The organism is Streptomyces sp. NBC_01471, from assembly GCF_041438865.1.
Lineage (GTDB): Bacteria > Actinomycetota > Actinomycetes > Streptomycetales > Streptomycetaceae > Streptomyces.
Window position 1 is genome coordinate 1134885 of the sequence record NZ_CP109450.1, and the last position, 20588, is coordinate 1155472.

Annotated in this window: 19 protein-coding genes and 1 pseudogene; 10 read left to right on the forward strand and 10 right to left on the reverse strand. The window is 71.8% G+C overall.

Annotated features, from left to right (window positions below):
• Positions 1–176 precede the first annotated feature (176 nt).
• From OG285_RS04985 to OG285_RS05000, 4 genes are read left to right on the forward strand one after another with little or no spacing between them, the layout of a single operon-like run.
• The gene (locus OG285_RS04985) at positions 177–1289 is read left to right on the forward strand and encodes an aliphatic sulfonate ABC transporter substrate-binding protein (protein ID WP_356835092.1); all 1113 of its coding nucleotides are present in this window, start codon (positions 177–179) and stop codon (positions 1287–1289) included.
• A 36-nt stretch (positions 1290–1325) separates the two neighbouring features.
• Positions 1326–2111, forward strand: coding sequence for an ABC transporter ATP-binding protein (locus OG285_RS04990; RefSeq protein ID WP_356835094.1), 786 nt, complete (start codon positions 1326–1328; stop codon positions 2109–2111).
• Positions 2098–2976: an ABC transporter permease gene (locus OG285_RS04995; RefSeq protein WP_371790268.1), complete on the forward strand. Its 879-nt coding sequence runs from the start codon at positions 2098–2100 to the stop codon at positions 2974–2976. The genes OG285_RS04990 and OG285_RS04995 overlap by 14 nt, the downstream gene beginning before the upstream one ends.
• Before the next feature lie 6 nt (positions 2977–2982).
• Positions 2983–3732, forward strand: a complete 750-nt coding sequence (locus OG285_RS05000; RefSeq protein ID WP_371790269.1) for a sirohydrochlorin chelatase — start codon at positions 2983–2985, stop codon at positions 3730–3732.
• 49 nt (positions 3733–3781) lie between these two features.
• On the opposite strand, the gene OG285_RS05005 is transcribed toward OG285_RS05000, so the two are convergent.
• Positions 3782–4822, reverse strand: a complete 1041-nt coding sequence (locus OG285_RS05005; protein WP_371790270.1) for a ketopantoate reductase family protein — start codon at positions 4820–4822, stop codon at positions 3782–3784.
• A 169-nt stretch (positions 4823–4991) separates the two neighbouring features.
• On the opposite strand from OG285_RS05005, the gene OG285_RS05010 reads away from it, so the two are divergent.
• A complete protein-coding gene (locus tag OG285_RS05010; RefSeq protein WP_356835102.1) occupies positions 4992–5237 on the forward strand; it encodes a hypothetical protein in 246 nt (81 codons plus the stop codon).
• A complete protein-coding gene (locus OG285_RS05015; RefSeq protein ID WP_371790271.1) occupies positions 5234–6034 on the forward strand; it encodes an ABC transporter ATP-binding protein in 801 nt (266 codons plus the stop codon). Before OG285_RS05010 ends, OG285_RS05015 begins: the two co-directional genes overlap by 4 nt.
• A gap of 15 nt (positions 6035–6049) precedes the next feature.
• Here the strand turns inward: OG285_RS05015 and OG285_RS05020 are convergent, their stop codons facing one another.
• Together OG285_RS05020 and mgt are read right to left on the reverse strand one after the other, a co-directional pair.
• Complete coding sequence (locus tag OG285_RS05020; protein ID WP_371790272.1) at positions 6050–6604, reverse strand: DUF1697 domain-containing protein; 555 nt, start codon at positions 6602–6604, stop codon at positions 6050–6052.
• Positions 6605–6698: 94 nt separating this feature from the next.
• Positions 6699–7973 (reverse strand): macrolide-inactivating glycosyltransferase, encoded by a 1275-nt coding sequence (mgt, locus tag OG285_RS05025; protein ID WP_371790273.1) that lies wholly within the window; start codon positions 7971–7973, stop codon positions 6699–6701.
• Between the two features lie 70 nt (positions 7974–8043).
• Between mgt and OG285_RS05030 the strand changes: the two genes are divergently transcribed.
• A complete protein-coding gene (locus OG285_RS05030; protein ID WP_356835110.1) occupies positions 8044–8895 on the forward strand; it encodes an aminoglycoside phosphotransferase family protein in 852 nt (283 codons plus the stop codon).
• Positions 8896–8929: 34 nt separating this feature from the next.
• On the opposite strand, the pseudogene OG285_RS05035 reads toward OG285_RS05030, so the two are convergent.
• The 4 genes and pseudogenes from OG285_RS05035 to OG285_RS05050 all read right to left on the reverse strand — a co-directional run.
• Positions 8930–9037 (reverse strand): annotated as a pseudogene (locus OG285_RS05035) (short-chain dehydrogenase); the annotation flags it as partial.
• Between the two features lie 114 nt (positions 9038–9151).
• Positions 9152–9865, reverse strand: coding sequence for a 3'-5' exonuclease (locus OG285_RS05040; RefSeq protein WP_356835112.1), 714 nt, complete (start codon positions 9863–9865; stop codon positions 9152–9154).
• Between the two features lie 87 nt (positions 9866–9952).
• Entirely contained in the window at positions 9953–10216 is a 264-nt protein-coding gene (locus OG285_RS05045) for a GlsB/YeaQ/YmgE family stress response membrane protein (RefSeq protein WP_356835114.1), read from the reverse strand.
• 114 nt (positions 10217–10330) lie between these two features.
• Positions 10331–11563, reverse strand: coding sequence for an SAV2148 family HEPN domain-containing protein (locus OG285_RS05050; RefSeq protein WP_371793452.1), 1233 nt, complete (start codon positions 11561–11563; stop codon positions 10331–10333).
• A 218-nt stretch (positions 11564–11781) separates the two neighbouring features.
• Here OG285_RS05050 and glgX point away from each other — a divergent pair, with 218 nt between their 5' ends.
• Both glgX and treY read left to right on the forward strand, forming a co-directional pair.
• The gene (gene glgX / locus OG285_RS05055; protein WP_371790274.1) at positions 11782–13956 is read left to right on the forward strand and encodes a glycogen debranching protein GlgX; all 2175 of its coding nucleotides are present in this window, start codon (positions 11782–11784) and stop codon (positions 13954–13956) included.
• A gap of 49 nt (positions 13957–14005) precedes the next feature.
• Positions 14006–16351 (forward strand): malto-oligosyltrehalose synthase, encoded by a 2346-nt coding sequence (treY, locus tag OG285_RS05060; RefSeq protein ID WP_371790275.1) that lies wholly within the window; start codon positions 14006–14008, stop codon positions 16349–16351.
• A gap of 12 nt (positions 16352–16363) precedes the next feature.
• Here the strand turns inward: treY and OG285_RS05065 are convergent, their stop codons facing one another.
• The gene (locus OG285_RS05065) at positions 16364–16933 is read right to left on the reverse strand and encodes a DUF1707 and FHA domain-containing protein (protein ID WP_356835121.1); all 570 of its coding nucleotides are present in this window, start codon (positions 16931–16933) and stop codon (positions 16364–16366) included.
• Between the two features lie 124 nt (positions 16934–17057).
• Between OG285_RS05065 and OG285_RS05070 the strand changes: the two genes are divergently transcribed.
• Complete coding sequence (locus OG285_RS05070; RefSeq protein ID WP_356835123.1) at positions 17058–18020, forward strand: GNAT family N-acetyltransferase; 963 nt, start codon at positions 17058–17060, stop codon at positions 18018–18020.
• A 51-nt stretch (positions 18021–18071) separates the two neighbouring features.
• Here the strand turns inward: OG285_RS05070 and OG285_RS05075 are convergent, their stop codons facing one another.
• Together OG285_RS05075 and OG285_RS05080 are read right to left on the reverse strand one after the other, a co-directional pair.
• A complete protein-coding gene (locus tag OG285_RS05075) occupies positions 18072–19166 on the reverse strand; it encodes an alpha-L-fucosidase (RefSeq protein WP_371790276.1) in 1095 nt (364 codons plus the stop codon).
• A gap of 14 nt (positions 19167–19180) precedes the next feature.
• Positions 19181–20560 (reverse strand): GH1 family beta-glucosidase, encoded by a 1380-nt coding sequence (locus OG285_RS05080; RefSeq protein ID WP_356835128.1) that lies wholly within the window; start codon positions 20558–20560, stop codon positions 19181–19183.
• Positions 20561–20588: the final 28 nt, after the last annotated feature.

Below are 20588 nucleotides of genomic sequence, written 5' to 3' on the forward strand. Positions count from 1 at the left end.
GTGCGGAAGCGGCCAGGGCGGGGTCGGGCGATGTGCGTGAAGGCGTACGCGCACTGCTTGCGCGCCCGGACGCACCACTCGCCGCGCCCGACCCGGCGAAGACCTGCCAGACCAGCCGACCGCCCGGCGGTGTCCTGAGGGACGCCCGCACCGGGCCACCGAGAGGAAAACCTCCCGTGCCTGCCACCCTCCCCCTGCGCCGCAGCCTCGTCGCTGCCGCCGCCCTTCCGCTGCTGGCCGTGGCGCTCACCGCCTGCGGCTACGGATCCGACAAGGCCTCGGACGACACGGGGAAGTCCAAGGTCGCAGCGGGGGCCAAGAAGCTCTCCGCCGACTCGGTGAAGATCGGTTACTTCCCGAACCTCACCCATGCCACCGCGCTGGTCGGCGACCAGCAGGGGATATTCCAGAAGGAACTGGGCGGCACCCGGCTGAAGACGTCCACCTTCAACGCGGGCCCGTCCGAGATCGAGGCACTCAACTCCGGCTCGATCGACATCGGCTGGATCGGCCCGTCCCCGGCGATCAACGCCTACACCAAGTCCCAGGGCAAGAGCCTGCGCATCATCGGCGGCTCCGCGTCCGGCGGTGTCAAGCTGGTGGTGAATCCGAAGAAGATCAAGTCCCTGAACGACGTCAAGGGCAAGAAGATCGCCACCCCGCAGCTCGGCAACACCCAGGACGTCGCGTTCCTCAACTGGATCGCGAGCAAGGGCTGGAAGACCGATGCCACCAGCGGCAAGGGTGACGTCTCCGTCGTCCGTACGGACAACAAGGTGACCCCGGACGCCTATGCGTCCGGCTCCATCGACGGCGCGTGGGTGCCCGAGCCGACCGCTTCCAAGCTGGTCCAGCAGGGCGGCAAGGTGCTGCTCGACGAGAGCGACCTGTGGCCGCAGAAGAAGTTCGTGATCACGAACATGATCGTGTCGCAGAAGTTCCTCAAGGAGCACCCGGACGTCGTCGAGGCGGTGCTTCGCGGTTCGGTGAAGACCAACGCCTGGATCAAGGCCCACCCGGACGCGGCGAAGGCGTCGGCCAACGCCGCGCTGAAGAAGCTGTCCGGCAAGGCGCTGCCGGCCAATGTGCTCGACCCCGCGTGGAAGTCGATCCAGACCACCGACGACCCGCTCGCCTCGACGCTCAGCACCGAGGCCGACCACGCGGTCAAGGCCGGTCTGCTGCAGAAGCCCGACCTCAAGGGCATCTACGACCTGCGTCCGCTCGACAAGGTCCTGAAGGCCGCCGGCCGGCCCGCGGTCCCCGACGCCGGTCTCGGCGTCAAGTAGTCCCGGCTCCAGACCCGTTCCCAGGAGGTGACGACCATGGCCACAGCACTCGCCAAGTCCGACGACCGGACCTCGGTGACCCACGCGGCCCGTATCGGCCACGTCTCGAAGTCCTTCGGCGGACCCGCCGGGCAGCTCGTCCTCGACGACATCACCCTCGACGTCGCGCCGGGCGAGTTCGTCACGCTCCTGGGGGCGTCCGGCTGCGGGAAGTCCACCCTGCTCAATCTGGTGGCCGGACTCGACGCGCCGTCGTCGGGGACCATCACGACCCCGGGCGGCCGGCCCGCGCTGATGTTCCAGGAGCACGCGCTGTTCCCGTGGCTGACCGCGGGCAAGAACATCGAGCTGGCGCTGCGGCTGCGCGGCGTGCCCAAGGCCGACCGGCGGACCGAGGCGGAGCGGTTGCTCGCCCTCGTACGGCTGGAGGGCGCGTACGCCAAGCGGGTGCACGAGCTGTCCGGCGGGATGCGCCAGCGGGTGGCGCTGGCCCGCGCGCTGGCCCAGGACAGCCAACTGCTGCTGATGGACGAGCCGTTCGCCGCGCTCGACGCCATCACCCGCGATGTGCTGCACGACGAACTGACCCGGATCTGGAGCGAGACGAACGTCTCCGTCCTCTTCGTCACCCACAACGTGCGCGAGGCGGTGCGGCTCGCCGAGCGGGTGGTGCTGCTCTCCTCGCGGCCGGGCCGGGTGGCGCACGAGTGGACGGTGGACATACCGCATCCGCGCCGGATCGAGGACTCCGCGGTGGCGGAGCTCTCGGTGGAGATCACAGAACAACTGCGTGGGGAGATCCGCCGACATGGCCAACACTGACGTCAGGACGGACGAGCTGGCCGGCCTGGAAGCGGGTCTGGACGCACTCGACACCGTACGGGTGGACCGGGTCCCGGTCCGTCAGGTGCTGGTGGGGAAAGTACTGCCGCCCGCGGTGGCGGTCGTGCTGGTGCTGGTCGTCTGGCAGATTCTGATCTGGGCGAAGGTCACCGACAGCTACAAGCTGCCGTCGCCCGCCCAGGTATGGGGCGAGGTCTCCGACGCCTGGGCGCAGGGCACCCTGCTCGGCTACATCTGGACGAGCGTCTCGCGCGGCCTGCTGGGCTTCCTGCTGGCGCTGGTGATCGGCACCCCGCTGGGCCTGCTCGTGGCGCGGGTGAAGTTCGTCCGTGCCGCGATCGGCCCGATCCTCTCCGGTCTCCAGTCCCTGCCGTCCGTCGCCTGGGTCCCGCCCGCGGTGATCTGGCTGGGGCTCAACGACACGATGATGTACGCGGTGATCCTGCTGGGCGCGGTCCCCTCGATCGCCAACGGCCTGGTCTCCGGCATCGACCAGGTGCCGCCGCTCTATCTGCGGGCCGGCCGTACGCTCGGCGCATCGGGTCTGCGCGGCACCTGGCATGTGGTGCTGCCCGCCGCGCTGCCCGGATATCTGGCGGGTCTGAAGCAGGGCTGGGCGTTCTCCTGGCGCTCGCTGATGGCCGCGGAGATCATCGCCTCGTCGCCCGATCTGGGTGTGGGTCTCGGCCAGTTGCTGGAGCAGGGCCGGGAGACCAGCAGCATGTCGATGGTCTTCCTGGCCATCTTCCTGATCCTCGTCGTCGGTATCGCCATCGACCTGCTCATCTTCAGCCCGCTGGAGCGGCGTGTGCTGCGCAGCCGCGGTCTGCTGGTCAGGAGCTGAACCGGGATGTACGACGACCGTCCGGTGCTCCTCGTCGTCGCACACGGCAGCCGTGACCCGCGGCACTCGGCGACCGTCCGCGCGCTGACTGGGCGGGTGCGGTCGCTGCGCCCCGGGGTGCGGGTGGAGACGGGGTTCCTGGACTTCGCCGCCCCGTCGGTCCCCCGGCTGCTGGAACGGCTGGCGTCCGACGGCGTACGGGACGTGGTGGCCCTCCCGCTCCTGCTGACCCGGGCCTTCCACGCAAAGTGGGACATCCCGGGGGTGCTGCGCGAGGCACCGGCCGGAATGCGGGTGCGCCAGGCGGAGGTGCTGGGCCCGTCCCCGCTGCTGCTGACCGCGCTGGAGCGGCGGCTGTACGAGGCGGGGCTCACCCCGTCCCGGAAGCGCTCGACGGGGCTGGTCCTGGCCTCGGCGGGCTCCACCGACCCGGAGGCGATCGCAGTGATCGCTGAAATTGCGCGGGAGCTGCGGCACACCGGTTGGTGCGCCGTGCGGCCTGCGTTCGCCTCCGCCGCTCTGCCCCGCACCGAGGACGCGGTCCGGGAGCTGCGGGCCTCCGGCATCGACCGCGTCGCGGTGGCGCCCTACGTCATCGCTCCCGGCCGGCTGCCGGACCGTATCGAGGCGGGGGCCCGCGCGGCCGGCGCCGATGTGCTGTCCGATGTGCTGGGCCCCTGCGGGGAGTTGGCCCGGCTGCTGCTGGCCAGGTACGACGAGGCGCGGGTGCCGGGTCCTGCGGCACTGAGCGCCTGACCCTCCCGCCCGTACGGCGCAGGGCCTGTGTCGGGGCGGCGCGCCCCGGTCAGCCGGAGCCGGATCCGCGCCGCACCTCGTCGGCCACCAGTGCGGCGAGCTCGGCGGCCGGCATGGAGCCTGCGGGCCGGTGCTCGCGCGCGAAGGCGTTGGCCACCCGCTGGAGCACGTCGTTCACCGGGGTCGGTACGCCGTGCAGCCGCCCGAGGAGAGCGATCTCACCGTTGAGGAAGTCGGCCTCGATCGAGCCCGTGCCCCGGCTGAGGCTCTGCCACGAGGAACCGCCGCCGCGCCGCTGTCCCTCGACCGGGAGCAGGGTGATCTTGTCGGCGCGCGTCCGCCGCTGCTCCTCGGCGCTCGCGGCCTCGGTCCCGGCTGCCGCGTAGACGGCACGTCCCTCCGCCTCCGCCTGCTGGACCAGCCCCTCCATGAGGGCGTCGGCCGCGGGGTCCGTGCCGTGGACGCCGCAGGCCGCCTGGAGTGAATTGGCCAGGTTAGAGAGGAGTTTGGCGTACTTCCAGCGCATCACGTCCGCGACGACCGGCGCCTCGAACGCGGCCTTCTCCAGATCCGCCGAGATCTGCCGGGCGGTGCTGTCCGTGCCCGACGGATAGCGGCCGATGTGCAGCATCCCGGTGAGCGGGGAGCCGGCCGCGGCGACCGAGCCCGGCTCCAGGAAGGTCGCGGGCAGCCAGACGCACATGCCGTACACGCGGCGGAAGCGGCGCAGCGCGAGGCGTTCGCTCTCCACCCCGTTCTGCGCACAGACCAGCGGGAGCACCTCGGCGGCCGTCGCGCCGGTACCGGCCACCGGGCGCGCGCCCCAGGCGTCGAGGGCGGCGCCGCTGTCCTGCGTCTTCACGGTCAGGACCAGGACGTCGTCGGGGCGCAGTTCCACCGCGGCGGGGCCGTCGGCGACGGGCAGCGCGAGGGTGCGGGCACCCTCCGGGGTCGAGATCCGCAGTCCACCGTCCCGGAGCGCCTCGTAGTGCGCCCCACGGGCCACCAGAACCACTTCGCTGCCGCTCTCGGACAGCAGCCCGCCGATGGTGCCGCCGATGGCACCCGCCCCGATGATGATGTAGCGCATACCGGGACTCTGGCACAGGCGGACGGCGACGGGCCATGATCCACGACACGTTCCGGTCCGTCGGCGGGCTGCCCGTGCGGCGTCCCGGTCCCGGCACCGCGCAGCCGACCGGGCAGGGCCCGGGCGCGCTGCGGCAGGAGGGTAGGATCGGCGGATCGGCTCGGCCACGATGACCGCCGACCAGCTTGAGCAGGCGCCCTCCCCGACCGGGAACGCCTCGGTGCAGAACCGCTGCCCTCCCCCCGACCGCGCGTCGGCGGACGCAGGAGCGGTGTGCGAGACGCACGGCCTCGCCCTTCTGCCCTGGTTCCCGCTGCCCGACGGCGCACCGACCGGCGAGGCCCCACCGGCACTCATCCCGGTCGTCACGGTGCGCCTGACCGAGCAAGAGATGAAGGAGCTGAACGACCTGTGAGCACCGTCGTGATCCGTGCGGACGACGTCGACTTCGTACGGGACGGGAACCTGCTGCTGGACTCGGTCTCGCTGACCGTGCACAGCGGGGAGCACTGGGCCCTGCTCGGCGCCAACGGCGCGGGCAAGTCGACCCTGCTCGGGCTGCTGGGCGCGGTGACGCACCCCACCCGGGGGAAGGTGGAGATCCTCGGGCGGACGCTCGGCCGGGTCGACCTGCGGGAGCTCCGCTCCCATCTGGGGCACATCAATCCGCGCCACCCGCTCCACTCACCGCTGCGGGTCCGTGATGTCGTCCTGACGGGCCTCACCAACTCCATCGAGCCCGTGCCGCGCTGGTCGCCGACCGGGGAGCAGGTCGAGCGGGCCGACCGGCTGCTGACCATGCTGGGCATGGGCGGCGAGAAGGCCGAGTCGCGCTGGCCGACGCTCTCTCAGGGCGAGCGCGGGCGGACCCTGATCGCGCGTGCGCTGATGCCGAGCCCCCGTCTCGTCCTGCTCGACGAGCCGGCCACCGGACTCGACCTGGCCGCCCGTGAGCAGCTGCTGACCAGCCTGGACGAGCTGCGCGCCGAGCACCCCGAGCTGGCGACGATCCTGGTCACCCACCATCTGGAGGAGCTGCCCGCGTCCACGACCCACGCGATGCTGCTGCGCGGTGGCGCGTGCCTGGGCTCGGGGCCGGCCGACGAGGTGCTCACCACCGACCAGGTCAGCAAGTGCTTCGACCATCCGGTGCGGATCACCCGCACGGACGGCCGCTGGGCGGCCCGTTCGGAGCGGGCGGCCCAGCACTGACGGCTGATCACGGGCTCAGGACCGCTCGCCGGTCATCTCCGCCAGTTTGAGCACGGTGTTCCAGTTGCGGGAGGTGCCGGTGATGCCCTTGTCCACGGCGCGCCTGTTGAGGGCCTCCGCGAGCTTGGAGCGGCCGAGCCCGTCCGGGGCGTACAGATAAAGAGCCCGGTCGCCGAGCCTGAACTCCTCCGGCAGATAAGCCTGCTGGTCGAGGGCGGCGAAGCGATCGGGCTCCACGGGTCCGGAGAAATAGGTGACATGCAGCTGCTTGCCCTGGAGACCGGCCGTCCGGAAGGGGCAGCCGTCGGCCACGGTCCGCAGATAGGCGCCGCTGCGGACGAGGCAGTCCACCGTGAAACCGAAGCGGTCCGCGACGGCCTCCTCCACTGCGGCCGCCAGCCTGTCCTCGTCGGCCGTTCCGCTGCTGAAGACGGCGTTCCCGCTGTTGAGGTACGTACGGACGTCGCCGTGGCCGAGTCCGGTGAGCAGTTCCCTGAGGTCCGCCATCGGGACCTTCCTGTTGCCGCCCACGTTGATCCCGCGCAGCAGTACCGCGTATCTGGTCGTCATGGGACGAACATAGACGGCGCGCTCCCCTGCCGGGGCCGCTGCCGCGGGGCGGCCCCGGTCTCCGTTCGCTGCTGCGGGCGCCGCCCGACGGGGCCTACCGTGCGGGCAGTTCCGCCTCGATGAGGTCGGCAGCGCGCCGGGTGCCGCCTTCCGTCGCCATCCCGGCGCCGATGTCCGCCAGCCGCCGGGCGACCTCCGGGTCGCCGGCCAGGGCGAGCACCGCTTCGCGCAGCGTCGCCGCGGTGGCGTCGGCCATCGGTACGTGCCGGGCCACGCCCAGCGACTGAAGCATGTCCGCGTTGGAGAACTGGTCCACGGCCTGCGGGACGGCGACCATCGGTGTCGCGGTGGCCAGCCCCTCCTGGCTGCCGCCCGCGCCCGCGTGGGTGATGAAGGCGTCGGCCTGCCGGAGCACGGCGAGCTGCGGGATCCAGCGCGCCACCTCGAAGTTGGCCGGGACCGGGCCCAGTTCGGACACCTCGACGTACTGGCCGATCTGGAGCACCACGTGCCAGCCGGGCAGGTCGCCGAAGGCCGCGATGCACTCGCGGTAGAAGCCCGGCTGCTTGGTGAAGGCCGAGCCGAGCGAGACGAGCAGCACCTTCTCGGCGTCCGCCGGACGCTGCCAGTCCCCCTGGTCCCTGCGGTCGCCCTGGCAGGCGCCGACGAAGGTGTACCTGCTGTCGTCGACCCGGTCGCCGTTGGGCTGCATCGCGCGCGGGATGAGGACGATGCTGCGGCGGGGACGGCCGACGAACGGGTCGGGGTGCTCGTCGATTGCGTTCTCCTCCAGCCAGGCGTGGAAGCGCGCGTAGTAGGCCCGGCCCCGCTCGGTCGCCATGAGCCCGGCGACCATGGGCTCGCCGACCTCCTGCTCGTACCCCTGCCAGGCGACCAGGTTCGGGGAGAGCGAGATGTCCGGGATGCCCCAGCGGCGGGACAGCACGATCGCCGGGTACGAGGTGATGTCGTGCACGATCAGATCGGGTACGCCCACGCCGTCCGGGCCCTCGTGCGCCTCGATCAGCTGCGGCAGTGCGGCGATGGCATCGCGGAGGAACGGCTCGATGTTGTCGATCACCTCGGTGCCCCAGGCCTCGGGGTCGTCGTCGGTGGGCAGAGTCGATGTGTAGACAACGGGCTCGGCGCCGGTCTCCGCGACCTTCCCGGCGAAGGACGCCGGGATCGCGTAGGTGACGCGGTGGCCGCGGGCGACGAGTTCCCGGATCACTTCGATGCTCGGGTTCACGTGCCCGGCGGCCGCGATGGAGAACATGGCGATATGGGCACGCTTCGGTGAAGTCATGCCATGACGATAAGCGAGACGAGACGTCTCGTTCAAGTTATTTTCGATGAGACCCTGGACCATCCTCGGATGCCGGGTCCCGGCCGCGCGGATGCGAAACTTGGCCCGTTCCAACGAGAGCGGGAGACACCACATGGACGAGTCAAGGGCGCGGGACATACTGCGCACGGCCGGTCTGGCACAGGACGCCGAGATGCTGGCGCTGGGCGAGAACGCGGTCTTCGCGGACGGCGGGCTCGTCATCAAGGTGGGCAGGGCCCCGGAGCTGCTGGAGCGCGCGGAGCGCGAACTGTCGGTGGCGGGCTGGCTCGCGGAAGCGGGCATCCCCGCGGTGCGCGCCGCAGAGCCGTCGCCCCGGCTGGCCGACGGGCATCCGGTCACGCTCTGGCACCGGCTCCCGGACGCGGTCCGCCCGGCGGAGCCCGCGGACCTGGCGGCGCTGCTGCGCTCCGTCCACGCCCTGCCCGCGCCGGCGTTCGCACTCCCCCGGCGTGAACTCCTGGGCGGGGTCGAGCGCTGGCTGCGGCTCGCGGGGGACGCCGTCGACCCGGCGGACGCGGACTACCTCCGCGAGCGCCGCGACGGCTTCGCCTCGGCGGCGGCCGCGCTGACACCCCGGCTGCCCCCGGGCCCGATCCACGGCGACGCGCTCCCCCGCAACGTCCACATCGCCCCGGAGGGACCGGTCCTGGTCGATCTGGAGACCTTCTCGTCGGATCTGCGGGAGCACGACCTGGTGGTCATGGCCCTCTCCCGGGACCGCTACGGGCTGCCCCCGGAGGCGTACGACTCCTTCGTCCGCGCCTACGGCTGGGACGTCCGCGAATGGGAGGGCTGCGCGGTCCTGCGCGGCGCCCGCGAGACGGCGAGCTGCGCCTGGGTCGCCCAGCACGCCCCGGTCAATCCCCGGGCACTCGACGAGTTCCGCCGCAGGGTGACGTCACTGCGCGAGAACGACCCCGGGGTCCGCTGGTATCCGTTCTAGCGGGCACCACGGGCGACACCGGGAGCCCGCGGGGTCAGGCGAGTCCGCCGTTGCTCATCAGCAACTGACCGTTGACCCAACAGCCCTGCGGAGAACAGAGGAAGTCCACCAGGTGCGCGGTGTCCTGCGGGGTGCCCAGGCGGTCTGAGTACTCGTCACAGCACGGCATCGTCCGCGCCGGGCAGCGTCGGGGCAACCCCATCTCGTCCGCGGGGCGCGGGACCTGACCCGGTGAAGGTCCGGCGCGGCGGGAGTGTCACCGGCTCCGGGGAATGACCGGCCAGGCCGCCTCGACGACCGCGGCCGGATTCGCGGTGCGCCGCAGATAGGCCTGCAGCGAAGCCGACTGCTCGGCTGCCGCACGCACCTGGAGGCCGTGCAGGTCCGCCAGCGGCATCGCCCCGACAGGCTGGTGCATCTCCCCCATGCGGCGCACCACCCGGGCGGCGGCCACCGCGTCCGCGCTCGCGTCGTGCGCGGCGTCGAGCGCCACCCCGTAGTAGGAGCACAGCGCCTGGAGGGCGCGCTTGCCCCTGCGGTACTTGTCGACGTGTTTGTCGATCACCAGCGGATCGATGACGGGCGACGGCACGGTGCCGAGCCGCTCGCTGACCGACGCCACCCCGTGGCGCCGGCACTCACGGTCCAGGAGCGACAGGTCGTACCGCGCGTTCATCACCACCAGCGGCACGCCCGAGCGCAGCACCCCGGCCACCGTGTGAGCGATCTCCTCGACTGCGGACGCCGCCCGCGCGCCGTGCTCGCGGGCGTGGTCCGTCGAGATGCCGTGGATCGCCGCCGCCTGCTCGGGTATCACCACCCCGGGGTCGATCAGCCAGGTGCGCTGCTCGCCGATGCCACCGTCCGCGTCCAGCCGCACGACCGCCGCCGTCACGATGCGGTCGGTCTCGACGTCGGTCCCCGTCGTCTCCAGGTCGAAGCCGACCAGTGGTCCCCGGTGCCAGCTCATGGCGGCCCTCCTTCGTGGTACGTCCCCCAAGTGGTGACCACCCTCGCACGCGCCACTGACATCGGGTCCGGCCCCCCGGTCACCGGATCAGCGGCGTCCCCTGGAACGGTCGAGCGCGGCGACACCCACGGCGGCGAGAGCGATCTGGATGAGCCACTCGATCCAGTCGACGCCCTTGGTGTCGTCCACTCCGACGGCATGGGCGATGAACGCACCGACGAAGGCGGCCACGATGCCGACCACGATCGTCAGCAGAATGCCGATGCGCTGGCGTCCCGGCACGACGAGCCGTCCGAGCACCCCGATGATGATGCCGATCACGATCGCGCTGATGATGCCTGAAATCTCCATGACCCCTCGATCTGCTCGCTACGGCGTCCCGATCACGACCGTCGATCCCGACGTCCGATCCTGATGTCGGACCCCGTACCCCCGAAGAGGGGATGCACTCGCGGTGAGGCCCGGTCAGGAAACCGGCCGCGAGTCTCCCCACACGGACTCGAACTCGTCCCGGTACGTCTCGAAGAGGCCGTGTTCCGAGTCCTGTCCGTGCCGGACCACCGCGCGACCGCCGCCCCGGAGCACCAGGACCGGCGCCTCCATCCCGCGCGCCCTGCGCAGATACGACTGGACGACCGCGATACCGTCCGCTCCGTCACCGTCGACCAGACAGGCCATGAAGCGCGGCGTCTCGTCGAACACATGGATCTCGAAGGCCCCCGGGTCCCGGAGCCGGGACCGCACCCGGCGCATGTGCAGGATGTTCGTCTCCACCGCCCGGCTCAGTTCACCCTTCTTGAGTCCCAGTTCCCGCTCACGCCGCTTGACGGCGCTGCTGGCGGGGTTGAGGAAGAGCAGCCGGACCCGGCACCCCGACTCGGCCAGCCGGACCAGCCGGCGACCCGAGAAGTTCTGGACGAGGAGGTTCAGGCCTATCCCTATCGCGTCGAGCCGGCGTGCCCCGCCGAACAGGTCCTCGGCGGGGATCTGCCGCTGGAGCCGCACACGGTCCGGGTGGACGCCGATGACGTCCGCGTACCGGTCCCCCACCAGGTCCTCGACCGCGTCCACCGGGAGCCGGTCGGCGGACGGCGCGCCCGACCCGGCGCCCAGGATGTTCAGCAGCCGCGACGAGGCCCGTTCCGCCTGGGCCAGCACCGCCTCGGACAAAGCGCGGTTGCGGGAGACCACATTGCGGGTGACCTCCAGCTCGTCCAGGGCCAGTTCCACGTCGCGCCGGTCGTCGTAGTACGGCTCGAAGCACGGCCAGTGCTGGACCATCAGCTCCCGCAGCTGCGGCAGGGTGAGGAAGCTCAGGACGTTGTCGTCGGCCGGGTCGAGCAGATACCCCTTGCGGCGCGAGACCTCCCGTACGGCCACGGCGCGCTGCACCCACTCCTGCCCGGCCGGGCCCGCGGCCGCGACCACCCAGTCGTCGGCGTGCACCGGTTCGTAGATGGGGCGCAGCACGGCGGCCACCACCGCGCGGAGCCGCTGTTCCACCAGGTTCAGCCAGATGTAGGCGCGCCCGGCGCGCTGCGCACGGGTCCGCACCTCGTTCCAGGCGCCGGCGTCCCAGTCGAGTTCCGCCCCGATCTCCATGGGCCGCGCCAGGGAGACCGCCCCGGGTGGGACACCTGTGGAGCCCCCGTCGTGACCCGGGTCACCTGGGGGCAGCTCCAGCCCTCCCGAGCCCACCCGCGTACCGCCTTTCAGTCCCCCTGCAACGATCAAGGAAGGGTACTCCGCGCGCGGGAGCCGGTGCAGCCGGATGCACAGGCTCCTTTCCCAACTCCCTTATTCGTGGTGACCGTTCTCCGTGACAGCAGGGGGCCGAGTGAGGGGATTCATAGTGGTTCGTGGCGAGGACGCGCTGACACGCGTGACTCGGCGCCGGATGTGGAAGAGTCGTGCCCATGCAGGTCTGGCCGGGACAGACATACCCGCTCGGTGCCACGTACGACGGCGCCGGGACCAATTTCGCGGTCTTTTCGGAGGCCGCCGACCGAATCGAGTTGTGCCTGCTGCACGACGACGGCTCAGAGACGGCGGTGGAGCTGAGAGAGACGGACGCCTTCGTGCGCCACGCCTATCTGCCCGGCATCATGCCGGGCCAGCGGTACGGGTTCCGGGTGCACGGCCCCTACGCGCCCGAGAGCGGGCAGCGCTGCAATTCGGCGAAGCTGCTCCTCGATCCGTACGCCAAGGCGGTGAGCGGCGAGGTCAAATGGGACGAGTCGGTGTACGGCTACCACTTCGGCCGGCAGAACTCGCGCAACGACCTGGACTCCGCTCCGCACACCATGACCTCGGTGGTGGTCAACCCCTACTTCGACTGGGGCGACGACCGGCTGCCGCGCACCCCGTACCACGAGACCGTGCTCTACGAGGCCCATGTGAAGGGCCTGACCATGCTCCATCCGGCGCTCCCCGACGAGATGCGCGGGACGTACGCGGCGCTGGCGCATCCGGCGGTCATCGAGCACCTGACCGGACTGGGCGTCACGGCGCTGGAGCTGATGCCCGTTCACCAGTTCGTGAACGATCACCGGCTGGCGGACAACGGGCTCTCGAACTACTGGGGCTACAACACCATCGGGTTCTTCGCCCCGCACAACACGTACGCCTCCTGGGGCGACCGCGGTGAACAGGTGCTCGAATTCAAGCAGGCGGTACGGGCACTGCACGAGGCCGGGATCGAGGTCATTCTCGACGTGGTCTACAACCACACGGCCGAGGGCAACCACCTGGGCCCGACACTGTCCTTCCGCGGCCTGGACAACGCCTCCTACTACCGGCTGACGGACGATCCGCGCTACTACATGGACACCACGGGCACCGGCAACAGCCTGCTGATGCGCTCCCCGCACGTGCTCCAGCTGATCATGGACTCGCTGCGCTACTGGGTGACCGAGATGCACATCGACGGTTTCCGCTTCGACCTGGCGGCGACCCTGGCCCGGCAGTTCCACGAGGTGGACCGGTTGTCGTCCTTCTTCGACCTGGTGCAGCAGGACCCGGTGGTCTCCCAGGTGAAGCTGATCGCCGAGCCGTGGGACGTCGGCGAGGGCGGCTACCAGGTGGGGAACTTCCCGCCGCTGTGGACCGAGTGGAACGGCAAGTACCGCGACACCGTACGGGACCTGTGGCGGGGCGAGCCCCGCACGCTCGCGGAGTTCGCCGGGCGGCTGACCGGCTCGTCGGACCTGTACCAGGACGACGGGCGGCGCCCGCTCGCCTCGATCAACTTCACCACCTGCCACGACGGGTTCACGCTGCACGACCTGGTGGCGTACAACGACAAGCACAACGAGGCGAACGGTGAGAACAACCAGGACGGCGAGAGCCACAACCGGTCGTGGAACTGCGGCGCCGAGGGCGACACCGACGACCCCGGTGTACTGGAGCTGAGGGACCGCCAGATGCGGAACTTCATGGCCACCCTGCTGCTCTCGCAGGGCGTGCCGATGCTGAGCCACGGCGACGAGTTCGGCCGTACGCAGCAGGGAAACAACAACGCGTACTGCCAGGACAGCGAGCTGGCCTGGGTGCACTGGCCCGACCCGGAGGCCGCCGGGGCGGAGCCGGACGGCTCCGAACAGGGCAGCTCCGGCCAGGGGAGTCCGCGCGGGAGCAGCACCCTGCTGGCCTTCACCCGGGCGATGGTGGCGCTGCGCCGCGAGCATCCGGTCTTCCGGCGGCGGCGCTTCTTCCACGGCCGCCCGGTGGAGGGCACCCACGACGACCTGTCCGACATCGCCTGGTTCACCCCGGAGGGCGAGGAGATGGTCCAGCGCGACTGGCAGGCGGCGCACGCCAAGGCCCTGTCGGTCTTCCTGAACGGGAACGCCATCTCGGAGCCGGGGACCCGCGGCGAACGCATCGCCGACGACTCGTTCCTGCTGATGTTCAACGCGAGCGCGGAGGAGATCGAGTTCCTGGTGCCGGTGAACCACGGCAGGCAGTGGGAGGTCGTCGTGGACACGGCTCATGAGGACGGTGTGCCGCCGGGGCCGGGCCCGAAGGTGGACGCCGGCGACCGGCTGGCCCTGATCGGACGGAGCCTGACCGTGCTGAAACGGCCGGCCTGACGGGCCGCGGGGTGACAGGGAGCCGGCGAAACGGGGTACGTAGGTTCCCATGACGCCCACTGCGACGTACCGGCTCCAGATCCAGCCGGAGTTCCCGTTCTCGGCCGCCGAGGCGGCGGTGCCGTATCTGGCGGCCCTCGGTGTCTCGCACCTCCATCTGTCGCCGGTGCTGGACGCCGTCCCCGGCTCCACCCACGGCTACGACGTCGTGGACCACACCCGGGTCCGCGAGGAGCTGGGCGGCGAGGCCGGGCTGCGTGCGCTGGCGCACACCGCCGGGACACACGGGCTCGGCCTCGTCGTGGACATCGTGCCGAACCACATGGCGGCGGCCCCCCGGTTCAACCGGCCGCTGTGGGAGGTGCTCCGCGAGGGGCCGGTCTCGCCGTACGCGCGCTGGTTCGACATCGACTGGGAGTCGGGCGGCGGCAAGGTGCTGCTGCCCGTGCTGGGCCACCGGCTCGGCGACGAGCTGGGGCGGCTGCGGGTCGACGGCGACGTGCTGCGCTACTACGACCACGCCTTCCCGCTGCGCGAGGGCACGGCGGAACTGCCGCTGCCCGAGCTGCTCGACGCCCAGTGGTACCGGCTCACCTGGTGGCGGCTCGCCCGCACCGAGCTCAACTACCGCCGCTTCTTCACCATCTCCGACCTGATCGGGGTGCGCGTCGAGGACCCGGTGGTCTTCGACGCCACCCACGCCAAGATCCTGGAGCTGATGGACGACGGCGTCATCGAGGGGCTGCGGATCGACCACCCGGACGGACTCGCCGATCCCGGCGCCTATCTGCGGCGGCTCGGCGAGGCGACGGGCGGCCGCTGGACGGTCGTCGAGAAGATCCTCACCGGCGACGAGCGGCTGCCCGCCGACTGGGCGGTCGCGGGGACCACCGGATACGACGCGCTGCACCGGATCGACGGCCTGTTCACCGACCCGGCGGGCGCCGACGACCTGGTCCGCCGCTACCGGGACTACGCGGGCCCCCCGGGCGACCGGGGCGGGTACTGGGAGGCGACGGTCCGCCGGGCCGCGTACAAGGTCATCACGCATGAGCTGGCGGCCGAGACCGCGTTCCTGGTCCGCACCGCGGAGCGGATCTGCGCGGCCGACCCGGCACTGCGCGACCACGCGCCCTGGGCCCTGCGGGCCGCGCTGTGCGAACTGCTGGTACGGATGCCCGTCTACCGGCCGTACGCGACCGCGGGCGGACCGGCCCCCGACGCCGCGGAGGCCACGCTCGGTCCGGAGACGGTACGGCAGGCCGCCGCGTCGTTCACCGTGCCGGAGGAGTCGGCGGCCGTCGGCGTCGTACGGGATCTGGCGCTCGGCAGGCTGGGCGGCGGCCCCGACCGGGCCGCCTTCTGCGCGCGGTTCGCCCAGACCGCGTCGGCGCTGCGCGCCAAGTCCGTGGAGGATACCGCCTTCTACCGGTACACGCCGCTGGTGTCGGCCGGCGAGGTGGGCGGCGACCCGGGGGCGCCCGCGGTCGGCCCGGCACGGTTCCACGCGTTCTGCGCGCAGACGGCCCGCGACTGGCCGGCCGGCGGGACGGTACTGACCACGCACGACACCAAGCGCAGCGCGGACGTCCGGGCGCGGATCGCGGTCCTCACGGAGTGCCCGGAGCAGTGGGCGGCCCTGCTGGGGCGGCTGACCACTCCGGCGCCCGATCCGCAGCTGGCCTGGGTGGCGTGGCAGACCGCGTTCGGCTTCGGGCTGCCCGACCGGGACCGGCTCGGCCCCGCACTGCTGAAGTCCGTCCGCGAGGCGGGCCTGCGCACCAGCTGGACCGAGCAGGACGAGGTGTACGAGCAGGCGGTCGAGGACTTCACGGCGGCGGGGCCCGCGGGTCCCGCGCAGTCGGCGGTCGCCGCCTTCGCCCGCGAGCTCGGCCCGTACGTACGGGCCAATGTGCTCGGTGCCGCGCTGGTCCACCTGACGATGCCCGGTGTGCCCGACGTCTATCAGGGCACGGAGGGCACGTACATCGCGCTGGTGGACCCGGACAACCGCAGGCCGCCCGTGCCCGTCGACCCGTCGGACGAGAAGCTGGCGCTGACGACCACCGCGCTGCTGCTGCGCCGCGACTGCCCGGATGTCTTCGGCGAGTCGGGGACGTACACACCGCTGACGGCGGAGGGCCTTGCCGCCTCCCACTGCCTGGCCTTCTGCCGTTCGGGCGAGGCCGTCACCGCGGTGACCCGGCTGTCGCTGCGGCTCGAACAGGAGGGCGGCTGGCGGGACACGGAACTGCCGCTGCCCGCCGGGGTGTGGCTCGATCTGCTGGCACCCGAGCGGGAGTTCACCGGACGGGTCGCCCTGAGCGAGTTGTTCGCCGTACGGCCGGTGGCACTGCTCAGGCGGGTCGTGCCGACAGCGGGGACAGCGGGATGAGCCGCCGGAGGCTCACCGGGACGAGAGCCGGAAGTGCATGCGCCCGAAGCCGACCGAGTCGCCGTCCCGTACGACGACCGCGCCGGTGACCCGGTGTCCGTTGACCGTCGTCCCGTTGGCCGAGCCGAGGTCGCGCAGCACCCACACCCCGGCCCGCACGCCGAGCTCGGCGTGCATCCGCGACACCGTCTCGTGGTTCAGCCGCAGGCCGTTGGCCGGGTCGCGGCCGATGCGCAGCGGGTACGGGGCGGGTGCGGGCAGCAGCAGTTTCGGCAGGCGCTCGGCGGCCCAGGCCCTGCGCATCCGGCCGGGGAAGGCCGACACCTGGCCCACCGCGCGCAGCAGCCGCTGCGACCAGTCGGTCCCGCTCTCCAGGTCCGCGGTGAGCGCGGCCAGTTCGTCGGACCTGCGGGCGGCCAGGGCCAGTTCCGTCCGGCGCATGAAGGTGTCGTGGGAGAGCCTGCCCCGGACCGCGCCCTCCTTGAGCACATCGAGCGCCCGGTCGCGCTCGGCGTCGGAGAGCCGGACAGGGGCCGTGTGCGGCTCATAGGCGGGCGCCGGGGACTCTGAGGAGGACGTCACAGGGTTGATTGTCGGCCGGACCCGATCGAGGTGTCCAGGCGTCCCCGGGATTCCGATATCCATGTGACCGGGCCGGACGCCGATTGTTACGGTCTGCGGACATCTCCCCCTCCCAGGAGCCGATTTGCCCGGACAGCCGCACGGCCACGAGCTGGTGATCCGCCCGTTGAACGGGCCGGACGAGCTGGCCCTCTTCAGCACGCTGTCCTATGCCCTCGACCACGAACTCGCCGACGACCTCGCGGGCGGTCTGCGCCGCCCCGAGTGGATGTGGGTGGCGCTGCGGGGCGACCGCGTACTGGCGCGGGCCGCCTGGTGGGCCCCCGCGCCCGGCGGCGCCCCGTACACCCTCGACTTCTTCGATCTGGACGACAGCCTGCCCGAGCCGGAGCGCGGCGAGACCGGTGTGCGGCTGCTGGAGACGGCGATGGCGCGGCTCTTCCCGGCCGGGTCGGAGCGGCCCGAGTACGGCCGATTCGTCCCGCCGGACTGGCGCACGGACCCGGTGGCCCGCGATGTGGTCGAGGCGCGGATGCGGGCCGTGGAGCGGACCGGGGCGCGGCTGCTGGTCGAGCGGCTGCGGCTGGAGTGGACCCCCGGAGCGGCGGCCGCTGCGGTGCCCGGCGGCAGGCTGGCGTTCCGTGCGGTGCGCGACCGGGAGGATCTGGTCTCCCTGATGACCCTGGTCGCCGAGGGCACGCTCGACGCGCACACCCGGGCGTCCATGGAGTCCGGGCCGACTCCGCGCGAGGTGGCCGAGGAGCAGTACGACGAGGAGCTGGTGCGCTACCGGAGCCCGGACGGCTGGTGGCGGATCGCGGAGCTGCCGGACGGGGATCCGGTCGGTTTCGTGCTCCCCGCGCGCAACAACTACAACGCCGTCATCGCGTACATCGGCGTACTGCCCGGCCACCGGGGACGCGGGTACATCGACGAGATCCTCGCCGAGGGGACCAGGATCCTCGCCGGCCTGGACGTGCCGCGCATCCGCGCGTCGACGGACGTCGGCAACGTCCCGATGGCGCGGGCCTTCGAGCGGGCGGGCTACACGAACTTCGAGCGGTCGGTCAACATGGTGTGGGACTGAACGGCCCAAACCGGCAAGCGGGTCGGCGCGGCCCCCGCTCGCGGTGGTGTCCTATGCGGCGGAGCCTGCCCCGGCCGCCTCACCGAGCCAGTCCAGGCGGCGCTGCTGCTCGGGCGGGATCGCGGCGTCCTCGCCGCGCGGGCCGACGTTGAGCAGCAGGTTGCCGCCGTCGGACCGGACCGTCCCCAGCAGCGACGCGAGCGCCTCACGGCCGATGAAGGAGTCCTCGCCCGAGTTCCGGTTGTAGCCGAAGCTGTGGTCGATGCCGCGGGTGATCTCGAAGGGGTCGGGGCCGGTGTAGCGGGAGTACTCCGGTGTCCTGAAGTCGTAGTACGGCGGCTTCTTGGGCACGAAGCCCTCGTCGCTGACGACCGTGCGGCGCTCCCAGCTGTTGTACGCGGCCCGCAGTCCGGGCACCCGCAGCGCCCGCCACAGCGGGGTGTACGGGTAGAGCCGGTCGTTGACGACGCCGTGCGGGACGGTGAACCGGTAGTACTCCACCAGGCTCCGGATCCCGGCGCGCCCCGCGGGCCAGGCGATGTCGTTCCAGAGGATGTCCGGGTGGTAGCGCCTGATCAGCTCGCGCAACTGGGCGTCCGCGTAGGCCGGGTAGGCGCCGCGCGGGACGGCGGCGACGGTGTCGGCGCCGGTCGCGATGGGGCGCGGCTGGAACGTCCAGTCGAGGCCACCGGAGTAGTAGACACCGAAGCGCAGCCCCTCGGCCCTGACCGCTTCGGCGAATTCACCGACGACGTCGCGCGGGGTGTGCCAGCCGGGGCGGTGGGGGTTGCGGACCTCGGACGGCCAGAGGCAGTAGCCGTCGTGGTGCTTGGTGACGAGGACCGCGTAGCGGGCCCCGGCCGCGCGGAAGCGGCGTGCCCAGTCCGCCGGGTCCCAGCCGCTCAGCGCGTCCGCGAAGTCGCCGCCGAACGCCGTGTACGGGCGGTTGCCGTACGTCTCCCTGTGGTGTGCGGAGACCGGGCTGCCGGGGAAGCGCAGGGAGTTCTCGTACCACTCGCCGTACGAGGTCCAGCCGAGGTGCGAGCGCCCGGCGGCGTCGTACGGCGGGGCCCATCCCGGCACGGACGCGGGCGTCCAGTGCACGAAGATCCCCAGCTGAGCCTCTTGCCACCACGGAGCGAGCATGGTTGAAGTATTGATCATCGCGGGGGGTGTTCGTAAGGGAGTCCGGCCTGTGAACTGCGGATCACCTCGCGGTACCACCGGTAGGAGTCCTTCGGGGTGCGCACCATCGTCTCGTAGTCCACGTGGACCAGGCCGAACCGTTGGGCGTTCCCCTCGATCCACTCGAAGTTGTCGGTGAGCGACCAGGTGAAGTAGCCGCGGACGTCGACCCCCTCGTCCATGGCCGCGTGCAGGGCGCGCAGATGGCCGTCGAGGAAGTCGATCCTGCGGGCGTCCCGCAGACCGTCGTAGCTGCAGCCGTTCTCGGTGATGTAGAGCGGTGGCAGCCGGTCGCCGTACCGGTTCTCCAGCTGGATCAGCATGTCGCGCAGCCCGTCGGGGACCACCGGCCAGCCGAAGTCGGTGCGGTCGTACCCGGCTATCTCCCGTATGCCGAAGGGCAGTTCGGGAGGTATGTCGAACCCGGCGAAGGTGTCGAGGGCCTGCGGGGCGGGCGCGCCGACGAGGGTGGGGTTGTAGTAGTTGACCCCGTACCAGTCGAGCGGGGCCGAGATGGTCTCCAGGTCGTCGGCGACCGGTCCCGGCATCAGGGCCGCGAAGTTCTCGTCGGGGTAGGCGCCGGTGAGGAGCGGGTCGGCGAACAGCCAGTTGGAGAGCGTGTCGTAGAGCCCGGCCCCGAACCGGTCCTCCTCGCTCTCGCCCGCCGTCCAGACCGGAGTGTGCGAGACGGCGATCCCGACGGCGGAGGCCCCGGCCGCGCGCAGCGCTCCGACGGCGAGGCCGTGCGCGAGCAGTTGGTGGTGGGCGGCGGGCAGCGCGTCGAAGAGCAGCTTCCTGCCGGGGGCGTGCTCGCCCAGCGCGTAGCCGAGGAGCGTCACCTCGGCCGGTTCGTTGATGGTGATCCACATCGGGACCCGGTCGGCGAGACGTTCGGCGACGGCCCCCGCGTAGTCGGCGAAGCGGTACGCGGTGTCACGGTTGAGCCAGCCGCCGTCCCGTTCGAGCGCGAGCGGGGTGTCCCAGTGGTAGAGCGTCGGCGCGGGGGTGATGCCCCGGCCGCACAGTTCGTCGACGAGCCGGTCGTAGAAGTCGAGACCCGCCGGGTTGAGGGCGCCCGAGCCGTCCGGGACGACGCGCGGCCAGCTCACCGAGAAGCGGAAGGCTCCGGCGCCGAGCCCGGCGAGCAGCGCCACGTCCTCGCGGTAGTGCTCGTAGAAGCCGGTGCCGCGCGAGCCGTCGGCACCGTCCTTGATACGGCCCGGCCGGGCGGCGAAGACGTCCCAGCCGGACGGGCCCTTGCCGTCGGTGCCCGCCGCTCCCTCGGTCTGGAAGGCGGAAGCGGAGGCGCCCCACAGGAAACCGGGCGGGAAGGCGGGCAGCGGCGGAATCCTCATGGCTCGCGACCCTAATGGCCCGAGTGCG